Here is a 21,098-nt window from a genome sequence, read left to right as displayed (position 1 = left end):
GTTTAATAACAACCCTTCTAAACATTATTATTTAATATCTAGTTTTTCTTTCATATATTCTATTGGCATGTCTTCTCCTGTCCACATCTTAAATGCTGCAGCTCCTTGGAATAACATCATACCAATACCATTCATAGTTTTACATCCAACTTCTTTAGCCATTCTTAACAATTCAGTTTCTCTTGGATAGTAAACAACATCTGAAACAATAAGATCTGGTCTTAAGAATGATTTATCTGGAATATAAGTTTGTCCTTCTAACGGCTTCATTCCCATCCCTGTAGCATTAGTGAAAAGATAGCTGCTTGCTATTTCTTCTTTTAACTTATCTAAATCTGCTAAATCAAATAATTGTGCTTTACAATTAGTTTTTTCATTGATTTTTCTTACAGTTTCTTCTGCGTTTGCCCAAAATTCATCTTTTCTATTAAATATAGAAATTTCTGCAACTCCATCTAAAGCTGCTTGTATTTCTATTGCAGTAGCAGCTCCCCCTGCTCCTACTATTGTCATTTTCTTACCAATAACATCTACACCATTATCTTTTAAAGACATCATATATCCTGTACCATCTGTTATATGACCAGTTAATACACCATCTTCATTTACTATTGTATTAACAGCACCACACATTTCAGCTGCTGGAGATAATTTATCTAAATATTTGTGTACAACTGTCTTATTTGGCATAGAAACATTAGATCCAACTAATTTTAAAGATCTTATTCCTTGAACAGCCCCTTCTAAAGAATCATTATCTACTTCAAATGCTAAGTATGCATAATCTAATCCTAATTTAGCAAATGCTGCATTATGCATTACTGGTGAACTTGAATGACGTATTGGATAAGCCATAAGTCCTATTAACTCAGTATGTCCTGTAATTCTCTTTTCCATTACTTTAATCTCCTTAATATAAAAGTATTAAATAAATTTAATTAGTCATTATTTCCTCTAAATATATCATCAAAAGCTCTTAGTCCTAAAGTGTAAACTGATGAACCAAGACCAACTATTATTCCTGAAGCTATTGGTGATATAACTGAGTGATGTCTGAATTCTTCTCTAGCATGTACATTTGACATGTGTAATTCAATAACTGGGCACTCTAACATTCTAAGTGCATCTCCTATAGCATGGCTATAATGAGTCCATGCACCAGCATTTAACATAACTCCATCATATCCTTCTAAATATGCTTCATGAATTTTATCAACAAATTCACCTTCATTATTAGTTTGGAAGTTTGTAACTTCTATATCTAATTCCTTTGCTAAATCATCAACTTTTTTATTAATTCCATCTAAAGTTATTGTTCCATATTGCTTTGGATCTCTTTTACCAAACATATTATGATTAACACCATGTAATAACATTACTTTTTTCACTATAATTCATCCTCTCTTTGTCTATATATACTTTGTGTTTTATCTAAAAATTCAACTTCCTTAAGATTATCATAAGGAAGTGAAATTTCAATCTTTTTTATTTATTCATTAACATATTATATCTTATATTAACTACTATTGATGCTATTATACTAACTACAGCTAATACTGCTGATACTAATAATGTGTATTGAACACCAAATTTGCTAGTTACTGTTCCTGCTATAGCAGTTATACTGAATGCACATAATGCACCTGCTATCATAATCATACTTACAGCTTTAGCTTTTGAAGCTGGGAAAAGGTCAGACATTACAGAAACTAAAAATTGTAACACTCCACCAGCACATGTTGCACCAATTAGGAAACCTCCTATTTGCGCTACTATTGGACTTGGTACAAAATACATCCATAATAATGTTGCTAATGATAATGCTGGATATACTACTATCATTCTAACTGGTTTAATCCATTTAACTAAAACAACATTTAGTAATACTGCAAATATTGAACCTAATGCATAGTTTGATCCAATCTTACCTGCTGCTGCTTCTGTCATATTTAGGAATGTCATTCCATAATCTTTATTTATATTTAAAAATACTTGGAAAGTTGCTGTAGCTGTATATCCCATTATAATTAAAGCTACTCCTTCAATCCAAAAATTAGATTTAACTTGTACAACATCTGCTGCTGTTTCTACTTTAGCTTCTCCTACAGTTGCAAAAGGAAGCTTAGTTAATAATAATGATATAATTGCTAATAATACTATACAAATTACAAATGTCCATCCAAACCATAATCCATTAGATGCCCAGAAAGTAACCATTACTGGCAAAATATATTGTGCTATTGCTATACATAACTTTGATAAAATACTTGCAAGCCCTGATGATTGCACCAATATTTCCATAACTGCAGGAAGTACTCCTGAATCTAAGAATCCATTAGCTACACCAGCTAATATTGCTACAAAGAAAGCTACTGTTGTATTTGGTGCCAATAATATTCCCCCAAAGAATCCTATATACACTAAACACCCTATAATAACAGTAAGTCTTCTACCAAACTTATCTGAAATTGCTCCTGAAAAAGGATACGTAATTAATCTTCCTATACCTAATGCAGATATTACATAAAGTACTCCTGCTGCATCAGTATTCCATAAAACTTGAAATGATTTAGTATTTTGTGATAATATTGCTGCACCAAAACCATGTACAAAGAAACTTAAATATAGTACAAAAGCTGTTGGATACAAACTTTTCATTGATTTATTTTGCTCTTTCATTTTTATTCCCCTTCTCAATTGAATGTATATTTTTTAACAATTTACTTTAGAATTCTTCTGTCATCTTATGTATTTATTATATTATTAATTCAAAATTTTGAACACTAATTATATTACATTGTTAAAAAATTATCTTGCTATTTGTTAATGATTTAACTACGATTTTAATGGGTTTTTATGATTTTAAGCTATATTATCTTGCTTTTTTCCATAATTTTATTGTAATATATAGAAGTTTAATTATATAATTGTCTTGAAAATTAATAATTTAGGAGAGTATTTTTTATGTTTTCTTATGACTTTACACCAAAAGATAACAATATATTTGAAAACAATAAACAACCAAAACTTTTAAGACTTTGTCATAATTTTAATAATCCTGGTTGGGTATATAATTATCACTTACATAAAAATGCTACTGAAATAGTATATATTGCCGATGGAAAAGCTGAGTATACCGTAGATATGAATACATTCACATTGGAAAAAGGTCAAATTCTTATTATGGAAAAAGGCGTTCTTCATTCCATAACTTCTGATAAAGATTATCCTGCTGATGCTTGGACATGTATTATAGGTAATTACAAAATTACTTATAATACTGAAGATGTTATGCTTTTACCTAATAAAACATTTCATATAATGAATGCTGGAATTCATGAGGATTTTATAAAAAATACATTTAAGGAAATATATAATCTTTGCTTAAATAATAATTCTATTTCTCATGGTGTTTGTGATATTTTAGCCACTTCATTAACTTCAACTCTTTATCATTTAATTCCTCATGAAGAAGAATCATCTGAAAATAATCACTCTTCATTTATAAGAGATGTACTTGTATATATAAGTGAGCATTATACTGAAAAAATAACCTTAAAGAAACTTTCTGAGGTTTTTCATATAAGCACTGGTCATATAAGCCATTCTTTTACTAAAGAATATGGTGTTTCTCCAATAAACTATGCCATTGATTTAAGAATTTGCGATGCCAAGCTTATGCTTATAAATAGCACTGAATCTTTAGTATCTATTGCAAGAAAAGTTGGATATGATAATCCAACGCACTTCACCAATATTTTTACTAACAGAGTAAACTGTTCCCCTACTGAATATAGAGAATTTCATAATAAAAAGAATAATTATAATTTTGTTGATGATTCTAGTACTAGTTGTATTAATATAAATATTGATAATTCCTTAAAAGAAGTTCATGAATTAAAGAAAGATTTTGAAAAAATCAAGGAAGAAAATGAAATTTTGCAAAAAGCAATGTCCATATTAGCAAGAAAAAATTAATGGAAGCTCACAAATTAGCTTCCATTTCATTTTTTTTATTTTATTCATTATTAATTATAGTAATTATAGTATTAACCAATTCATCTAATGTTTTATCATTTTCAACTCTATAATGACATTGATTTTTATATAAATCATATCTTTCATCATGTAATCTATAAAGAATATTTGGGCCATTTACCAAAAGTGGTCTATTTTTTATCTCAACATCACCTACAATATTATCTACAGGTCTATCTAAAAATATTATTATAGAATTATCATGAAATGCTTTCATATTTTCTTGCTTTTTAACAGCACCACCACCGGAAGCTATTACTGTTTTTCTTTTATTACTTAAAGCTTTGCAAGCCTTTGTTTCACAACTTCTAAAATATTCTTCACTTACAGCAAAAAGTTCAGGTACTGTCTTACCTGTGGACTCAATTATAAAATCATCCATATCTATAAAATCATAATTAATCTTCTGTGCAAGCATCTTTCCTACAGTGGTCTTTCCACAGCCTGTTAATCCTATTAAGACTATATTCTTTTCTTTATTATTCATTTACTTACCCCACTAAAAATCTTTCTTCAATTCATTATAAATAATATTTATGATTTCTTTATCTATTTCAATTTGGTGAAAGATTTCTTCTGCTTTTACAGCCTGCCCTACTAACATATATAATCCACCAATTGAAATCTTTCCTAAACTTCTTGCTCTTCTTAATATTTCTGTTTCTGTAGGATTATATACTATATCAACTACCGCTTGAAATTTTTCTATAATTTCATCTCCCACAGCAGATACACCTACTTTTGGATACATACCTACCGGCGTAGAATTTACCAATAAATATCCATTAAGCTTTGCCAACTCATCATAATTAATAAGCTTAACTCTTTTATCCTTGCTATTCTCTGAACTATATTGTGGATATCTACTTACTATATATACTTCTTCAGCCCCATCATCTAAAAGTACCTCCCTAATAGCTTTACTAGCACCACCACTACCTAAAATAACCGTTCTTTTGCCTTTTACATCTATATTTGCTATTTTTAAAGTACTATGAAAGCCAAAATAATCAGTATTATAACCCCAAAGCTTTCCATCTTTATTAACTACAGTATTTACTGCCCCAATATTCTTTGCTTCATCAGAAATATAATCTAAGAAAGACATAACTTCTTCCTTATATGGAATGGTTACATTAAATCCTCTTATATCTAAAGTTTTCACTCCATCAATGAATTTCTGCATATTTCCTCTTGGCAGTTCAAACTTTTTATAAGCTCCTTCCACATTAATTAGCTCCATTATTCTTTTATTTATTATAGGAGAATAAGTATGTGGAAGCTTTTCTCCTAACACACCTAAAAATTCCATTACAATGCCCCCTTTTTTAATTTTTTATTTTTTCTATTCTTTGCTTTTATAATTTCCTAATAATTTAAAGTATCTGCTTTTTTCTTGAATTAATGATATTGCATTTTTTACTTCTGCATTATTAAGATTTCCTTCAAAGTCTATATATAATACATATTTCCATGGCAAGTTGCTTATTGGTCTTGATTCTATCTTTTTAAGATTTATATTATTTTCTGAAAAATGCCTTAAAAGTTTATATAATGTTCCAGCTTCATCCTCTAGTGAGAATACTATACTTACCCTATTAGAAAATTTATCATATTCTAAATTTTTGCCAATAACAATAAACTTAGTGGTATTTTCTGATTCATCATTGATATTACCTTTAACAACTTCAAGTCCATATCTCTTAGCTGCTCTTTCACTGGCAATAGCTACTTTTGATTTTTCCCCTGTTTCACAGACATACTTTACACTTAAAGCTGTGTTATGATATGGTATTTGAATCCATTCTTTATGCTCCTTTAAAAACTCACTACTTTGAGCAAACCCTTGCGGATGAGAATATACTTCCTTTATATCTGATATCTTTGTACCCTTTAATCCAATTAAATTTTGTCTTACTTTTACACATTGTTCTCCTACAATATAAAAGCCATAATCCTTCATTAAATCATATACCACTGTAATGGCACCTGTTGATGAGTTTTCCACTGGTAATACACCATAATCTATCTCACCATTTTTTAAAGCATCAAATACATCTTCAAATTCATCATAAAATACCATACCTTTTTCTTCACCAAAATAGCTTATTTTTGCTTCTTCACTGAAAGAGCCTTCTACACCTTGTACTCCTATCTTTAATTGCCCCATTATACTTTGCTGAAGTTCTCTACTGGTCGTCATCATATCATTTAAAAATTTTTCAGCATAGTTACTATAATCTTTATTTTTAAGTCTTTTTAAATTCTTCTCAATAACAGCATTTTCTCTAGCTCCATTAAAAATTGGAAGATTTCTTTCCATCTTGTATTTTGCCACATTTAACACAACATCCATTCTTTTTTCAAAAAGCTCAATAATCTGTTTATCTATATCATCTATTTCATCTCTTAACTTATCTATATCTAACACTGAAATACCCCTTCCTATCAATTAACTGCCACCGCTAAAATCCATGAAATGATTAACTTAGATTTAATTTTCAATTAAATCTAAAATTCCTATTGCTGTTGCTGCTTCTATTACAGGAAGTGCTCTTTGAACTATACATGGATCATGTCTACCATTTACCTCTAAAACTGTTTCTTCCCCTGTATTGATATTTACAGTATTTTGTGACTTTAATATGGACGATGTAGGCTTTATTGCAACCTTAAATATAACTGGCATGCCATTAGTTATTCCGCCTAATATACCACCATTATTATTGGTCTTAGTCAAAACCTTTTCTCCTGAAAAGTACATAGAATCATTAGCCTGACTTCCTCTCATTTGAGTAAGCTCAAACCCTCTACCAAATTCAATGCCTTTTACTGCTGGTATAGAAAACATTAAGTGTGCTAAAGTAGATTCCACTGAATCAAAAAATGGATTACCTATTCCAGGCTCTATCCCAAGAACTGCACACTCCACAGTACCACCAATTGAATCTAACTCTTCCTTAGCTAGCAGTATCTCTTTTCTCATAGCTTCTTCTTTCAATTCATCTATTAATGGTAACTCTTTTGACATATATGAATTAATAAAACCTTCCGTAATTTTTTCATCTAAAAAGCTTTTATCTTCAATTGTACCAATAGATTTTATATGAGACACTATCTTAATTCCCTTTGCTTCTAATATCTGCTTACATATTGCTCCTGCAAAAACAATAGATGCTGTTATTCTTCCTGAAAAATGACCACCACCTCGATAATCATTAAAACCATTATATCTAATCTTCCCTGTATAATCAGCATGACCAGGCCTCATTATATCTTTAAGCTTTCCATAATCCTTAGACTTAGTATTATTATTTCTTATGATGGCACAAAGAGGAGTTCCTGTAGTCTTTCCCTGAAAAAATCCACTTAATATCTCTGGTTCATCAGCTTCTTTTCTTGGCGTTGATAAATTATTCCTACCAGGAGCTCTTCTTTTCATCTCAGATGATACTTTATCTAAATTTATTTCAAAACCTGGTTCAAGTCCATCTATATTAATTCCTATGGCATTACCATGAGATTCTCCAAAAATAGATATCTTGATTTTATTTCCCCACATTCCACTCACTTGCTATACCTCCTAATCTTCTGTAATCATCAAAAAATGATGGATATGATTTACTTATACATTCATAATCCTTTAATATAATAGGCTCCTCACATCTTGTAGCTGCAATTGCTAAAGTCATTGCTATTCTGTGATCTTTCCAACTCCACACCTCTACTCCACCTTTTAAACTTTCTACACCTTCAATAATAAGCCCATCTTCTTTTTCTTCTATTTTAGCACCTAGCTTAGTAAGTTCCGATGCTACAGCCTTTAATCTATCACATTCCTTAATTCTAAGCCTACCAGCCTTTATAATCTTAGTAGTCCCTTGTGCTAAAGCCGCTACCACCGATAATACAGGAATAATATCTGGGCACTGAGAACCATCTATTACAGTGGCTTTTAAACCTATATTTTTTACTGGAACAATTCTATTTTTACTTTTATTCCATTCTATTGACATTCCCATCCTTGCTAAAATATCAAGAGCTTCCTTATCACCTTGTGCTGAGTTTGCCAACACATCATCTATTTCCACTTTATTACCTATGGAATTTGCCGCTAAGAAAAATGTAGCTTGAGAATAATCACCTTCTATCCTATAATTTCTTGCTTTATATTGCTGATTACCTTTAATAATAAATTCTTTATAATCATTATTTATTATTTCTATACCAAAATCCCTTAATGCAGATAATGTTAAATCTATATAACCTTTTGATTCCATTTCTGTTGTTATTATTATTTTTGAATCCCTATTAATTAAAGGTAAGGTAAATAATAATCCAGTTATAAATTGAGAACTGATATTTCCAGCTAAATAATATTCTCCGCCTTTTAAGGTACCTTCTAATTGCAGATTTAAAATACCTTCCTCAAAAGAATACTCTATATTATCCTGCTCAAATATTTCGTAAAATGTATTTAATGGTCTTTTTCCTAAATTACCTCGGCCTATAAACTTCTTTTTTCCTGGAATCAATAAAGAAATTGGTACTAAAAATCTTAAAGTTGAACCTGATTCATTGCAATCAATAATCTTTAACTCTTTATTATCTTCATTATGATTTATTCCCTGAATCTCTATATAATTTTTATTCTGATAAATCTTAGCTCCCAATGCTTTCATTGCTTCCATAGTGGCAATAATATCATCTGAAAAATCAATATTTTCTATTTTAGAGACTCCATGAGAAAGACTTGCACAAATGATTGCCCTATGAGCCATACTTTTTGAAGGAGGCACTTTTACATTCCCCATAAGCTTCATGTTTCCTACTTTTAAATCAGCCACAAAAATTCCTCCATTATTTAAATTATCAATTTTCAAAATAGCCTTTGTTGCTTTTTACTATTTCTGCATTTCCTATTTCTTTAAGTAAAATTAAATTAAGGTCATTGCCTAAGTTCTTCTTATCTAGTTCAACACTGTGAATAACCTCTCCCATATTGATGTCCATTTCATAAGGAAGATTATTCTTTTTAAGTATTTCTTTAATCTTCTCTGCTGAACCTTTTTTCGTAAAACCCTTTTCTTCGCTTATTTTTGTTATTTCATACATACCAATAGCTACAGCTACTCCATGGGTATATTTTGAATAGTTATAATACTGTTCTATGGCATGACCTAGTGTATGACCAAAGTTTAATAACATTCTTTCACCCTTATCTTTTTCATCTCTTTCTACTGTAAGCTTTTTAATGTTGCAACAAGTATAAATTATCTCTTCAATATTATCCATAAGCTTTTCTTTACTATCTAAGCTATTTAAAAAATCAAAAAACTTCTTATCTTTAATGCATCCATATTTAATTACTTCAGCCATTCCATCAGTAAAGAATTCATCACTTAAAGTATTTAATACTTCTGGATCAATAAAAACTGCTATTGGATGATAAAAGCTTCCTACAAGGTTTTTACCTCTTGGTAAATCAACAGCTACCTTTCCACCAACACTACTATCTACTTGTGCTAAAAGAGAAGTAGGCACTTGAATAAATTTAATTCCTCTCAAGTAAGTTGAGGCTGCAAATCCTCCAATATCACCTATTACTCCACCACCTAGAGTAATAACTATATCACTTCTTGTTAATTTAAAATCTAACATTTCATTGTATATTTTAGGTAATGTACTAAAGGACTTACTATGTTCTCCCGCTTCAAGAGCCATTAATTTTACATCATATCCTTCTGCTTTCAAGCTATCTACTATTTTATTTCCGTAATAATTATTTACATTATCATCTGTTAAGATAAAAATTTTCTTTCCTTTATATAGTTCTTTTATTTTATATTGAATATTATTAATTAATCCCTTTTCAATAATGATAGGATAACTTCTTTTAATTAAATCAATTTTTAATTCCAATAAAAACGCCACCTCAATAAAAATTAAAATGAAGAATTAAAAATGAATTTTTAACTATCCATTCTTAATTATTCATTTATCTATACACATAAATATAATTTTATATTATCATAAATAGTAAAATACATAAAATAATCTAATGTTCTGAGATTACTCCTATATTTCACCACCTATAGGCACCTCTTATAAATACTTTTTAAATTATAGAATAGGTGATACTAGCTTAATTAAAGATTCTTTTATTCTTAATACCCTACTTCTTTTTTCATATGCTTCTTTTGTTACAAATGTTGAGAATTTTTGATCATTTAAAAATATTTTCGATTGTTCCTTAGCCACTACTCCATCATATATAAAAGCATTAACTTCAAAATTCAATCTAAAGCTTCTATTATCCATATTGGCTGTTCCTATACTACTAACAATATCATCTGACACTATTGTTTTGGAATGAATAAAACCATTATTATATCTATATATTTTCACCCCATAATCTATTAAGTTAGCTATATTAGCACTTAATACCCACTCCATAAAGAAATGATCTGGCTTATCAGGAACAATAATTCTCACATCAACACCTGATAATGCCGATATTCTTAGAGCTTCCAAAATCGGTTCATCAGGAACTAAATATGGTGTCTGAATATATACATACTTTCTAGCATTATTTATTATTTTCATATAAGCAATTTTTATATATTCATCCATATGATCTGGTCCAGAAGATACTATCTGCATACCTACACGTCCATACTCCTTAGGCTTAGGAAAATATTTTATTATATTATCAAAATTTTCATTAGAAGCATAATCCCAATCTAAAATAAATCTTTTATTTAACTCATTTACAGCTTGCCCTTTCACTTTTAAATGAGTATCTCGCCAGAATTTAAATTGATGTCCTCTATTAACATATTCATTTCCTACATTAAATCCACCTACATATCCTATTTCACCATCAATAATTACAATTTTTCTATGATTCCTATAGTTGATTCTTGTATTTATTCTTGGAAATGCCCCTGGAAAAAAGATACTAAATTTTATTCCTAAACTCTTAATATATCTTATTTCTTTTTGCTTTAAATTTTTAGAGCCCATTCCATCTACTAAAAGCCTTACTTCAACATCCTCATCCACCTTTGATTTTAACTCATCTATAATAGCTTTTCCTAAGTCATCAAATCTAAAAATATAGTATTCAATATGTATAAAGCTTTTAGCTGACCTAATATCCTTAATTAAATCCTGAAATTTCTTTTCACCACTTATATATGTTTTCACTTCATTACCTGTAGTGTAAATTGATCCACATTGATTATAATTCATTAAGATTAAATCACTGTATTCATCTTGAAGTTCCATCTTTATTCCATGAATCTCCTGCATTTCTTCTAATCCAGCAGCTCTAGTCTTATCAATTATTTTCTTTTCTCTAAATATTTTCTGTCTACTTAAATTCTGTCCTAAAAGTAAATAAACAATAAATCCTACTCCAGGAATAAGCAGCAAAATTAATAACCAAGCCCATGTAGTAGTTGGATCTTTTCTTTCAATAAAAATCAAAGAAAATACAGATATCATATTAACTAACATTAGTAATATAGCTACAGCAATATAAAATTGCACTTTTATTCCCCCTTAGCATTTGGTTTTATATAATATTTTTATTATATACTTTAATTAATTTATATTATACTAATAAGGAATATAAAACCTCAAATTTATTAATATTAAAAAAGGAATTCAAATTAGAATTCCTTTTTCATCATCTTATATCAAATTAATTTGATATAACTCTATATTCATTTATTTTTTTATTTAAAGTATCTGTTTAATAATCCTTGGAATGCTTTTCCGTGTCTAGCTTCGTCTCTAGCCATTTCGTGAACTGTATCATGAATTGCATCTAAGTTAGCAGCTTTAGCTCTCTTAGCTAAATCGAACTTACCTTCAGTTGCTCCATTTTCAGCTTCAATTCTCATTTCTAAGTTTTTCTTAGTTGAATTAGTAACAACTTCTCCTAATAATTCAGCAAACTTAGCAGCATGTTCTGCTTCTTCGTAAGCAGCTTTTTCCCAGTATAATCCTATTTCTGGATATCCTTCTCTATGAGCAACTCTTGCCATAGCTAAGTACATACCAACTTCACAGCATTCTCCTTCAAAGTTTGCTCTTAAATCAGCCATTATGTCTTCTGAAGCTCCTTGTGCAGCTCCTACTTCGTGTTCTGCAGCCCAAGTCATTTCTCCTGTTTGTTCTTTGAACTTATCAGCTCCTACGTGACAAACTGGACATTCTGCTGGTGCAGCTTCTCCTTCATGAATATATCCACATACTATACATACAAATTTCTTCATAATTTTATTCCTCCTAAAATCTTTTATATATTTTTAAATTTATATATCTACTTTGAATAATTACTCTTCTGTTTCTTGTAAGTAACCTTACACTTATTATTATATAATAATTATTATTAATTACAAGCCCTTTTTTTAAAATTTTTTAAATTTTTTTCTAATTGAGAATACCTTTCAACTAGCACTACTAAAAGCTTTATAGCCTCTCTATATGATATTAATTATCAATTAGATAAGAATAGTTATATTTTTAATCATTAGTTACTTCTTTCTTCTATTAACTCCTTTAAATAAATTAAAAGCACCAAATAACAATGCTATTTGATTCTTTCTATTAATTATTCTCTTGATATAATTCCATTTTTATAATTGATTTAAACAAGTCTCCATCAATTTCTATATTCAGTTCTCCGCCATGAAGCTCTACTATACTTTTAGCAATAGCAAGCCCAAGACCAGATCCTTCTGTAGTCCTTGCTTCATCTCCACGTTTAAATCTATTTGTTATTTCCCCAGCATCAAAGTTTAGTTCATAAGATGAGATATTCTTCATTACAATAATGGCATTTTTTTCATCCTTAATAATATCAATATATACCCTTGTCCCTCTTAAAGAATATTTGGTTATGTTGGAAATTAAATTTTCAAAGACTCTAAATAATCTTCTTCCATCTCCATTAACATAAACTTTTTCTTCTGGGAAATTAGTTCTAATCTCTAATAAACTCTCAATGAGTTTTTCATCGAACTCACCTAAAGTCTGTCTTAGAAGCTGCACTATATCTATTTTAGCCAAATGAAGCTCCATTTCACCACTTGCAGCTTTAGAAGCTTCAAACAAATCTTCTATTAGCGCTTTTAGCCTTTGAGATTTACTGTCTAGAACAGCAATATAATCTCTTGCACTTTCTGGTTCTATAGGTTCTCGCTTTAATAAATCAATGTAATTTATAATTGAGGTCAACGGAGTCTTTAAATCATGAGAGACATTAGTTATAAGCTCACTTTTCATCTTTTCACTCTTCATTTCATTCTTTAAAGACTTTCTTAAGCCCTCTTTAATATTATTGATATCATGTGCCAAGTTAGATAAGTATCCTTTTCCTCTTTCCTCAATCTTATAGGTTAATTCTCCGCTGGCTGCATCCTTTGCCCCAAGCATTATTTTATCTAAATATACCATGCTTTTTATTAATTTGATAAGCAGAGCAAAACTTATTAAAAAGCCTACTATAAAACATGGCCATAATAACCTTCCATTATTAAATATACCTACCAACAATAATATAACTACTGTAGATATATACATAATTCCAATTATAAAGATATTCTTTATGAACGATCCTCTTTTAATTATATCTTTTGTTGTATAATATATGGTTTTACTAATAGTATTTTCAAAAATTGCTCCCTCAGAATAGCTTACTATTAACGTCTCTACTGTTACATATAATAAAATTAAAATAATAGATAATGTAAGTATATTCCTATAAGTAAAGCTAATTAAATATCTTCCTTCACCAAGTATTTTATTATAATAACTATTAAATATTAGCTTATATGCTATGTATGCTAACAATAAGCCTCCCAACTTATATTCAAATGGATATTTCTTTAATTTATCTATTAATATATCAACTTCATGCATCCTGCTATTTTCTTTCTTTTTTAAATATAATAGTAATGCTAATATAGCTACTGATACCAAACATACTATTATCTTAATACCTATAACATGTCCTATCTCTTCAATAGATTTATAAGCACTATATATAGAATCTCCCTTCTGCAAAACTTTTGGTATCCATACATATAGTTCTATACTATAATTATTTAAATAATAATATTTGGATGATTGATTTTGTATATATGATGATACGTAATTTCCACTGGTATAATATCCTGAAGAATTTCTTTTAATTCTATTTACTATATGAGAATTAGTAGATTTTTTTCCTGATATATATACATTTTCAGTAACACCATCATTAGTGGTAATCTTTCTTATAGAATAGTATTTTGTATCTTTTATCAAATCTTCATCTACTTTTTTTTTAGTAATCCAGCTATTACTCAGTATATCAAAAGCTGCAAAATCAATATTATTATAAGCACTTAGCTGAACTTTTAGATTTTCATATGCCGTCTTTTTACTTTCTAAAATTTCTTCAAGTAAACTGGCTTCATCATATGCATATTTCTCTTCTATCTTCTTTCTTTCTTCATTTAATATAGCCTGTTGCTCATCATAACTATAATCATGAAAACCTTGCGAACTTTCTCTTATACTTTTGATATTTTGATATTGGCTTTCAATCTTTTTTTCTATTTTTTGTTTATAACTATCAATTTCATATTGGTTTATATTGTTTATATCATTAACATATTCATCATTTTTATAATAAATAGCATAATCTAGCGCCATTCCTATATAATCATCTATTTCCTGTGCTAGATATGAATCAACATAAATCCTCTCTGGCAGTGTTAAATCATAGTTGTTAATCACTTCAACTCCTGACAAAATCGACATTGATAAAAAGATGAATATAAGAATATATAAGAAATAGTTAAAAAATTTCTTATTCATACTTTTCAATTTTGTAACCAATTCCCCACACCACCTTTAAATATTTGGGTTCTTTAGGATTGATTTCTATCTTTTCTCTAATCCTTCGTATATGTACTGCAACTGTATTTTCAGCATTATAGCTTGGTTCTTTCCATACATTTTCATATATTTCATCAATAGAAAATACTCTTCCCTTATTTTTTAATAATAGCTCTAATATACCAAACTCTGTTGCTGTAACCCTTATAGACTCACCTTCAACGAATACTTCTTTACTTTCCAAATTGATTTCTAATCCACTGGACTTTATTACCTTTTCATCTTCTTTAGAAACATTAACGTAATTTCCTAAAGTCATATATCTTCTTAATTGTGATTTTACTCTAGCAATTAATTCTAAAGGATTAAAAGGTTTAGTAATATAATCATCAGCTCCCATATTTAAACCTAATACCTTATCAGTATCTTCTGATTTTGCTGATATTAATATTATTGGAATATTTTTTTCCTCCCTAATCCTCATAGTAGTTCGTAATCCATCCATCTTAGGCATCATAATATCCATCAATATTAAATGTATTTCATTTTCCATCAATGCCTGAATAGCTTGTATACCATCATATGCTTTAATAACACCAATTCCCTCATTTTTTAAATATATTTCAATTGCATCAACTATTTCCTTATCATCATCTACTACTAAAACAGTATTCATATAACTTTTCAACTCCTCTCCATAATATTATAGCCTATAAAATTAAAAATACAAAAATCAAAACTTTTAGAAAAAAAGAGCATGATACTTTTTTATATCATACTCTTTAGCAATTACTAACGTAATTTTATTAACTTAATAACATTGATCTTTTGCCATGTGATTTTTTATACTATATAGTTAAAAGAAGTCCTGCAATTGTGGCACTTAGAAGGTTTGCTAGTGTTCCACCTAAAACAGCTTTCCATCCTAATCTTGCTATGTCAGCTTTTCTATTTGGAGCCATTCCACCTATACCACCTATTAAAATAGCAATAGAAGAAATATTAGCAAATCCACATAAGGCAAATGTTACTATTGCTGTAGTCTTTGCTGATAATTCTGGTAATAAAGGTGCCATATTACTAAATGCAACAAATTCATTTAATATTAATTTTTGACCTATTAATGATCCTGCTGTTACAGCTTCTCCCCACGGAACACCTATTATCGCTGCTACTGGTGAGAATATCCACCCTAATATTCCTTGTAAGCTTAAGTCAGATACACCGAACCAGCCTCCAATCCAACCAATTAAACCGTTAATTAATGCTATAACTGCAACGAATGCTAAAATGATAGCTGCTATGTTAAGAACTAGACCTAACCCATCAATTGCACCCTTTGATGCTGCATCAACAACATTTGCTGAATTATCTTTAATCATTTCAACTTCATTTTGAACCTTATCATGCTCTGTTTCTGGACAAAGAATTTTTGCTATTATAAGACCAGCTGGTGCTGCCATAAATGCTGCTGAAATTAAGTATTCTATTGGAATTCCAAGCATTGAATATCCTACTAATATTGAACCTGAAACTGATGCTAATCCACCAACCATTACTGCAAACAATTCAGACTCTGTAAGCTTTGAAACATAAGGTTTAATTAAAAGTGGCGCCTCTGTTTGACCTAAGAAAATATTTGCTGATGAAGATATTGTTTCTAATTGAGAAGTTCCTAAAAGCCTAGATAAAGCTCCCCCTATAACTCTAATAACAAACTGCATTATTCCTAAGTAGTAAAGTATAGAAACAACTGCGGATATAAATATTATTACACATAATACATTAACAAAAAATATACTTCCATCATTAGCTAGTGAACCAAATACAAAACTAATACCTTCTTGAGCATAATCGATAACTGATTGTACTCCAAGAGCAACCTTGCTTAAAACATACTTACCTACACTCCACTTTAAAACGGCTAATGCAAATCCAAATTGAATTAAAAATCCAATTATTATGGTTCTCCATTTTATACGCTTCTTATTATTTGATAATAAGTATGCCACTGCAAATATAAATAAAATACCTATAATGCTATTTAAAATTGCCATAAAAATCTCCTTTTCTTTCATCAGTTAGTTTATTCTTATCTCTCTAATTTAGTATTTACAAGAATTTTTCACTTATACACGAGCATTATTTTTACAAAATATTAATGTTCATAAACTATTTACGATTATACCCTTATTTAACTCCTTCTACAAAACAATATTTACCATATATTAAAAAATATATAATATAGTATATTCTTTTTTTAAATTTTTCTTAAATTATATACTATATTGGTATGTAATAAACATATTATATCATATATTGAAATTCCTATAAAAAGGCTTTATCACTATTATTGACTAACTTTCTTAATTACTATATAATAAAAAACAAATAATATAGTATAAAGTGTTGAAAAGAAGTAGTACTATAACCTTGTAATCTTAAGAGAACTGTTGGAAGGTGTAAAACAGTGTTTACATTATAGGAACTTGTCTTGGAACTTACTTGTCAAAAGCAAGTACGGGATTCCCGTTAACGATTTCGAGTGAGAAAATCTTTTTTTGATTTTCTAATAAGAGTGGTACCGCGAAATAATAGCTTTCGTCTCTTAAATATAGAGATGGAAGCTTTTTTATTTAATTAAAAGCAGATAATTGAAAAGTTAGAATTATGTATGAAACTCCTGAGGAATTTTTACCTCAATTATCCATAATCAATTTTCAATTATCAATTAACCTAGGGAGGATTTTAAAATGAGTAACTATGGAACTGCTATTGATAAAAAATGGCAAAAGAAATGGGAAGAAACTGAACTTTATAAATTTAATCCTAATAAAGAAGGAGAAAAATTATATGTTTTAGAAATGTTCTCTTACCCATCTGGAAGTCAATTACATGCTGGTCACTGGTTCAATTATGGTCCAGTTGATTCATGGGCAAGATTAAAGAAGATGCAAGGATACAATGTATTCCAACCAATGGGATTTGATGCCTTTGGTCTACCAGCTGAAAACTTTGCTATTAAAACAGGAATTCATCCATGGGATTCTACCGAAAAAAATATCAAGACTATGGAAGATCAATTAAAAGCTATGGGAGCTATGTTTAACTGGGAAAATGAAGTTATCACATGTACTCCTGAATACTACAAATGGACTCAATGGATATTCTTAAAGCTTTACGAAAATGGATTAGCCTACAGAAAGAAAGCCCCTGTAAATTGGTGTCCATCATGTAATACAGTTTTAGCTAATGAACAAGTTCATGAAGGATGTTGTGAAAGATGTTCTACTGAAGTAACTAAAAAAGACTTAACTCAATGGTTCTTTAAAATAACTGAATATGCTGATGAGTTATTAGAAAAATTAGATACTTTAGATTGGCCAGAAAAAACTGTTGCTATGCAAAAACACTGGATAGGAAAATCTACTGGTGCACAAGTTACTTTCAAAGTTAAAAATTCAGCAACTAGCTTTGATGTATTTACAACAAGAGTTGATACATTAAATGGTGTAACTTATGTTGTTTTAGCACCTGAAAATCCATTAGTAGATGAACTAACTACTGCAGAAAACAAAACTGCCGTTGAAGAATACAAAGAAGCTGCTAAAAAGCAATCTGATATAGAAAGACAATCTCTTTCAAGAGAAAAAACTGGTGTATTCACTGGTTCATATGCAATAAACCCTATAAACGGTAAAGAAGTACCTGTATGGGTTGGTGATTACGTACTTGCTACTTATGGTACTGGTGCTGTTATGGCTGTTCCAGCTCACGATGAAAGAGACTTTGCTTTTGCAACTAAATTTAACTTACCAATAGAAAGAGTTATCACTAACAAAAAAGGTGAAGAAGTTGAACTTCCATACTGTGAATACGGAGTACTTGTTAACTCTGGACAATTTGATGGTTTAACTACTGAAGAAGCTAAAGAAAAAATCGTTGCTAAATTAGCAGAAAATAAATTAGGTGAATCAAAAGTTAATTATAGATTAAGAGACTGGCTAGTTTCTAGACAAAGATACTGGGGAGCCCCAATCCCTATGATTTACTGTGAAGACTGTGGTACTGTACCAGTTCCAGAAAAAGATCTTCCAGTACAATTACCATATGATGTTCAATTTGCACCTGATGGAAAATCTCCACTGGCTAAATGTGAATCATTCATCAATACTACTTGCCCATGCTGTGGTAAACCAGCTAAAAGAGAATGCGATACATTAGATACTTTCGTATGTTCTTCATGGTACCAAATGAGATATGTAGATAACAAAAACTCAGAAAAAGCTTTCGATAAGGACTTAGTAGACAAAATGCTACCAGTTGACAAATATGTTGGTGGACCTGAACATGCTTGCATGCACTTACTATATGCTAGATTTATCACTAAAGCTTTAAGAGATATGGGATACTTAAGCTTTGACGAACCATTTAAGAGCTTAACTCACCAAGGTTTAATTTTAGGACCAGATGGATTAAAGATGTCAAAATCTAAAGGAAATACTATTTCTCCAGATGACTACATTAAAGAATACGGTGCTGACGTATTTAGAATGTACTTAATGTTTGGTTTTGCTTACACAGAAGGTGGAGCTTGGAGTGATGATGGAATTAAATCTGTTGCTAGATTCGTAGATAGAATTGAAAGATACTTAGATTTAGCTAGAGAAGCTATTGCTAATGGAGAAAACAATAAAATCACTATTGATAAAACTGAAAAAGAATTAAACTTCTGGTTAAACAACGCAATTAAAGGTGTTACTGAAGATGCTGATAAGATGCAATTCAATACTGCTATAGCAAGAATGATGGAATTTGTTAATGCATTTTCTAAATATCTTCAAGAAGAAACTAAGAACTTAGACTTCTTAAAGACTGTATGCAAAGACTTCATCAAGACTTTAGCACCATTTGCTCCTCACTTTGCTGAAGAACAATGGAATCTATTAACTGGTGAATACTCAGTATTTAACGAAGCTTGGCCAATATTTGACCCAAATGCTCTTGTTAAAGATGAAGTAGAAATAGCTATCCAAGTAAACGGAAAAATTAAATCTAAGATTAATGTATCTACTGATTTAGATGAAGAAGGAATTAAAGCAGCTGCTTTAACTGATGAAAATATACTTGCTGCTACAGAAGGTAAAAATATTGTTAAAGTCATAGTAATCAAAGGAAGACTTGTTAATATAGTAGTAAAATAAAAAAAGAGTGCCTAATCACTCTTTTTTTATTTGATTATTAAGAAATAAAAAAAACTCAGCCTAAACTGAGTTTTTTCCTTAATTCATAATCCATCATTAACTAAGCTCTTCTAGCACTGGTTTAAATTTAGCAAGTACTTGACTTACTAATTCTTCATCTAATGCAGTATAATAAGAAAGGTATCCTGCTTCACCTAATGCTCTGTAAGCATCCTTACTCATTTCCATCCAACTTTCAGGTATATAAACCCATACGATTTCTTCATATTTACAGCTTAATAAGAAATGTTCCATACCAAAGAAAGCATATTCCTCTATTTCATGAAGCCTATTAAACTTCTCATAATCATCTACTACTTGTGAAGTTAATTTGTATTCATATATATCTGCATAAAAGAAATCAAATTTATCTTTTTCTGCAGTATAGGCATCGCCTTGAATTATTTTTATTTTAGGATTGTCAGCAAAATTCTTATTATACAAATCAATTACTTCCTGGCTTATTTCATAAACAGTTACTTCACTAACATTTTCTTTCTTAGCCATTTCCCAAACAGTATAGCCTAACCCTAAGCCAACTACACCTACTTTTCCATGAGCTCTCTTTATTGAAAAATACGCACCTTCTACTTCTAAAGGAGTAAGTCTCATCCATATATGCTCTGGTCCATGAAGTTCTAATATAGGCTTATTAACTTCTCCTTCTTTAGCATATAAATAGCCTTGTATTATTCCTTTTAATCCATCAATTGCTTTTATTTCATAGCTACCAACCTTAGCTGGTGAAATTTTTTTGCTATATTCATCTATTTTTTCTAAAACATAACTATCATTAAAGGGCTTCAAATCAAACAATTCCTTTCTTAGCAACATTTTTAGCCAATATACATAGGTTTATTATATTGTTAATTTGTTTAATTTTCAATATAATTTATAATTTTGTAAAAATGTCCTTTACTC

The 21,098-nt window shown here is 29.5% G+C and carries 17 protein-coding genes and 1 other annotated feature; of the genes, 2 read left to right on the top strand and 15 right to left on the bottom strand.

Annotation, left to right across the window (positions count from 1 at the left end; genetic code table 11):
* Positions 1-27 precede the first annotated feature (27 nt).
* From H8R92_RS01210 to H8R92_RS01200, 3 genes are all read right to left on the bottom strand, one after another.
* The gene (locus H8R92_RS01210; protein ID WP_186834467.1) at positions 28-897 is read right to left on the bottom strand and encodes a shikimate dehydrogenase; all 870 of its coding nucleotides are present in this window, start codon (positions 895-897) and stop codon (positions 28-30) included.
* Between the two features lie 41 nt (positions 898-938).
* A complete protein-coding gene (gene aroQ / locus H8R92_RS01205) occupies positions 939-1,388 on the bottom strand; it encodes a type II 3-dehydroquinate dehydratase (protein ID WP_022168655.1) in 450 nt (149 codons plus the stop codon).
* Between the two features lie 97 nt (positions 1,389-1,485).
* Positions 1,486-2,679, bottom strand: a complete 1,194-nt coding sequence (locus H8R92_RS01200; protein WP_186834466.1) for an MFS transporter — start codon at positions 2,677-2,679, stop codon at positions 1,486-1,488.
* Positions 2,680-2,964: 285 nt separating this feature from the next.
* Here H8R92_RS01200 and H8R92_RS01195 point away from each other — a divergent pair, with 285 nt between their 5' ends.
* Positions 2,965-3,978, top strand: a complete 1,014-nt coding sequence (locus H8R92_RS01195) for an AraC family transcriptional regulator (RefSeq protein WP_186834465.1) — start codon at positions 2,965-2,967, stop codon at positions 3,976-3,978.
* 40 nt (positions 3,979-4,018) lie between these two features.
* Here H8R92_RS01195 and H8R92_RS01190 read toward each other — a convergent pair whose 3' ends face one another.
* The 11 genes from H8R92_RS01190 to H8R92_RS01140 all read right to left on the bottom strand — a co-directional run bounded on the left by H8R92_RS01190 (position 4,019) and on the right by H8R92_RS01140 (position 16,991).
* A complete protein-coding gene (locus H8R92_RS01190; protein ID WP_022212897.1) occupies positions 4,019-4,525 on the bottom strand; it encodes a shikimate kinase in 507 nt (168 codons plus the stop codon).
* A 12-nt stretch (positions 4,526-4,537) separates the two neighbouring features.
* Entirely contained in the window at positions 4,538-5,350 is an 813-nt protein-coding gene (locus tag H8R92_RS01185; protein WP_186834464.1) for a shikimate dehydrogenase family protein, read from the bottom strand.
* A gap of 33 nt (positions 5,351-5,383) precedes the next feature.
* Positions 5,384-6,469, bottom strand: a complete 1,086-nt coding sequence (locus H8R92_RS01180) for a chorismate mutase (RefSeq protein ID WP_186834463.1) — start codon at positions 6,467-6,469, stop codon at positions 5,384-5,386.
* A 63-nt stretch (positions 6,470-6,532) separates the two neighbouring features.
* On the bottom strand, positions 6,533-7,609 hold the full coding sequence (gene aroC / locus H8R92_RS01175; protein WP_186834462.1) for a chorismate synthase: 1,077 nt from the start codon (positions 7,607-7,609) through the stop codon (positions 6,533-6,535).
* The gene (gene aroA / locus H8R92_RS01170) at positions 7,587-8,885 is read right to left on the bottom strand and encodes a 3-phosphoshikimate 1-carboxyvinyltransferase (protein WP_330606846.1); all 1,299 of its coding nucleotides are present in this window, start codon (positions 8,883-8,885) and stop codon (positions 7,587-7,589) included. The genes aroC and aroA overlap by 23 nt, the downstream gene beginning before the upstream one ends.
* Positions 8,886-8,910: 25 nt before the next feature.
* The gene (aroB, locus tag H8R92_RS01165) at positions 8,911-9,960 is read right to left on the bottom strand and encodes a 3-dehydroquinate synthase (protein WP_186834461.1); all 1,050 of its coding nucleotides are present in this window, start codon (positions 9,958-9,960) and stop codon (positions 8,911-8,913) included.
* A gap of 201 nt (positions 9,961-10,161) precedes the next feature.
* Positions 10,162-11,592: a cardiolipin synthase gene (gene cls, locus H8R92_RS01160; protein ID WP_022212891.1), complete on the bottom strand. Its 1,431-nt coding sequence runs from the start codon at positions 11,590-11,592 to the stop codon at positions 10,162-10,164.
* 188 nt (positions 11,593-11,780) lie between these two features.
* On the bottom strand, positions 11,781-12,323 hold the full coding sequence (locus H8R92_RS01155; RefSeq protein WP_022212890.1) for an NADH peroxidase: 543 nt from the start codon (positions 12,321-12,323) through the stop codon (positions 11,781-11,783).
* 334 nt (positions 12,324-12,657) lie between these two features.
* Positions 12,658-14,856, bottom strand: coding sequence for a HAMP domain-containing sensor histidine kinase (locus H8R92_RS01150; protein WP_243175328.1), 2,199 nt, complete (start codon positions 14,854-14,856; stop codon positions 12,658-12,660).
* A 49-nt stretch (positions 14,857-14,905) separates the two neighbouring features.
* The gene (locus H8R92_RS01145; protein ID WP_022212888.1) at positions 14,906-15,610 is read right to left on the bottom strand and encodes a response regulator transcription factor; all 705 of its coding nucleotides are present in this window, start codon (positions 15,608-15,610) and stop codon (positions 14,906-14,908) included.
* Positions 15,611-15,782: 172 nt separating this feature from the next.
* Complete coding sequence (locus H8R92_RS01140) at positions 15,783-16,991, bottom strand: NupC/NupG family nucleoside CNT transporter (protein ID WP_022212887.1); 1,209 nt, start codon at positions 16,989-16,991, stop codon at positions 15,783-15,785.
* 343 nt (positions 16,992-17,334) lie between these two features.
* Positions 17,335-17,546, top strand: a binding site (T-box leader).
* A gap of 141 nt (positions 17,547-17,687) precedes the next feature.
* On the opposite strand from H8R92_RS01140, the gene leuS reads away from it, so the two are divergent.
* On the top strand, positions 17,688-20,138 hold the full coding sequence (gene leuS / locus H8R92_RS01135; protein ID WP_186834459.1) for a leucine--tRNA ligase: 2,451 nt from the start codon (positions 17,688-17,690) through the stop codon (positions 20,136-20,138).
* 96 nt (positions 20,139-20,234) lie between these two features.
* Here the strand turns inward: leuS and H8R92_RS01130 are convergent, their stop codons facing one another.
* Positions 20,235-20,984 carry a polyamine aminopropyltransferase gene (locus H8R92_RS01130; RefSeq protein WP_186834515.1) on the bottom strand — a complete coding sequence of 250 codons (750 nt, stop codon included), beginning with the start codon at positions 20,982-20,984 and terminating at the stop codon, positions 20,235-20,237.
* Positions 20,985-21,098: the final 114 nt, after the last annotated feature.

This window comes from Clostridium lentum, assembly GCF_014287815.1.
GTDB lineage: Bacteria > Bacillota > Clostridia > Clostridiales > Clostridiaceae > Clostridium > Clostridium lentum.
This window is presented reverse-complemented; position numbering and strand designations above follow the sequence as displayed.

Bases quoted from the DNA above. Each gene is read 5' to 3' on its own strand.
- H8R92_RS01150 (WP_243175328.1), bottom strand. From the start codon at position 14,856: ATGTCGATTTTGTCAGGAGTTGAAGTGATTAACAACTATGATTTAACA.
- H8R92_RS01210 (WP_186834467.1), bottom strand. From the start codon at position 897: ATGGAAAAGAGAATTACAGGACATACTGAGTTAATAGGACTTATGGCT.
- H8R92_RS01185 (WP_186834464.1), bottom strand. From the start codon at position 5,350: ATGGAATTTTTAGGTGTGTTAGGAGAAAAGCTTCCACATACTTATTCT.
- H8R92_RS01145 (WP_022212888.1), bottom strand. From the start codon at position 15,610: ATGAATACTGTTTTAGTAGTAGATGATGATAAGGAAATAGTTGATGCA.
- H8R92_RS01155 (WP_022212890.1), bottom strand. From the start codon at position 12,323: ATGAAGAAATTTGTATGTATAGTATGTGGATATATTCATGAAGGAGAA.
- H8R92_RS01195 (WP_186834465.1), top strand. From the start codon at position 2,965: ATGTTTTCTTATGACTTTACACCAAAAGATAACAATATATTTGAAAAC.
- H8R92_RS01190 (WP_022212897.1), bottom strand. From the start codon at position 4,525: ATGAATAATAAAGAAAAGAATATAGTCTTAATAGGATTAACAGGCTGT.
- leuS (WP_186834459.1), top strand. From the start codon at position 17,688: ATGAGTAACTATGGAACTGCTATTGATAAAAAATGGCAAAAGAAATGG.
- H8R92_RS01200 (WP_186834466.1), bottom strand. From the start codon at position 2,679: ATGAAAGAGCAAAATAAATCAATGAAAAGTTTGTATCCAACAGCTTTT.
- H8R92_RS01140 (WP_022212887.1), bottom strand. From the start codon at position 16,991: ATGGCAATTTTAAATAGCATTATAGGTATTTTATTTATATTTGCAGTG.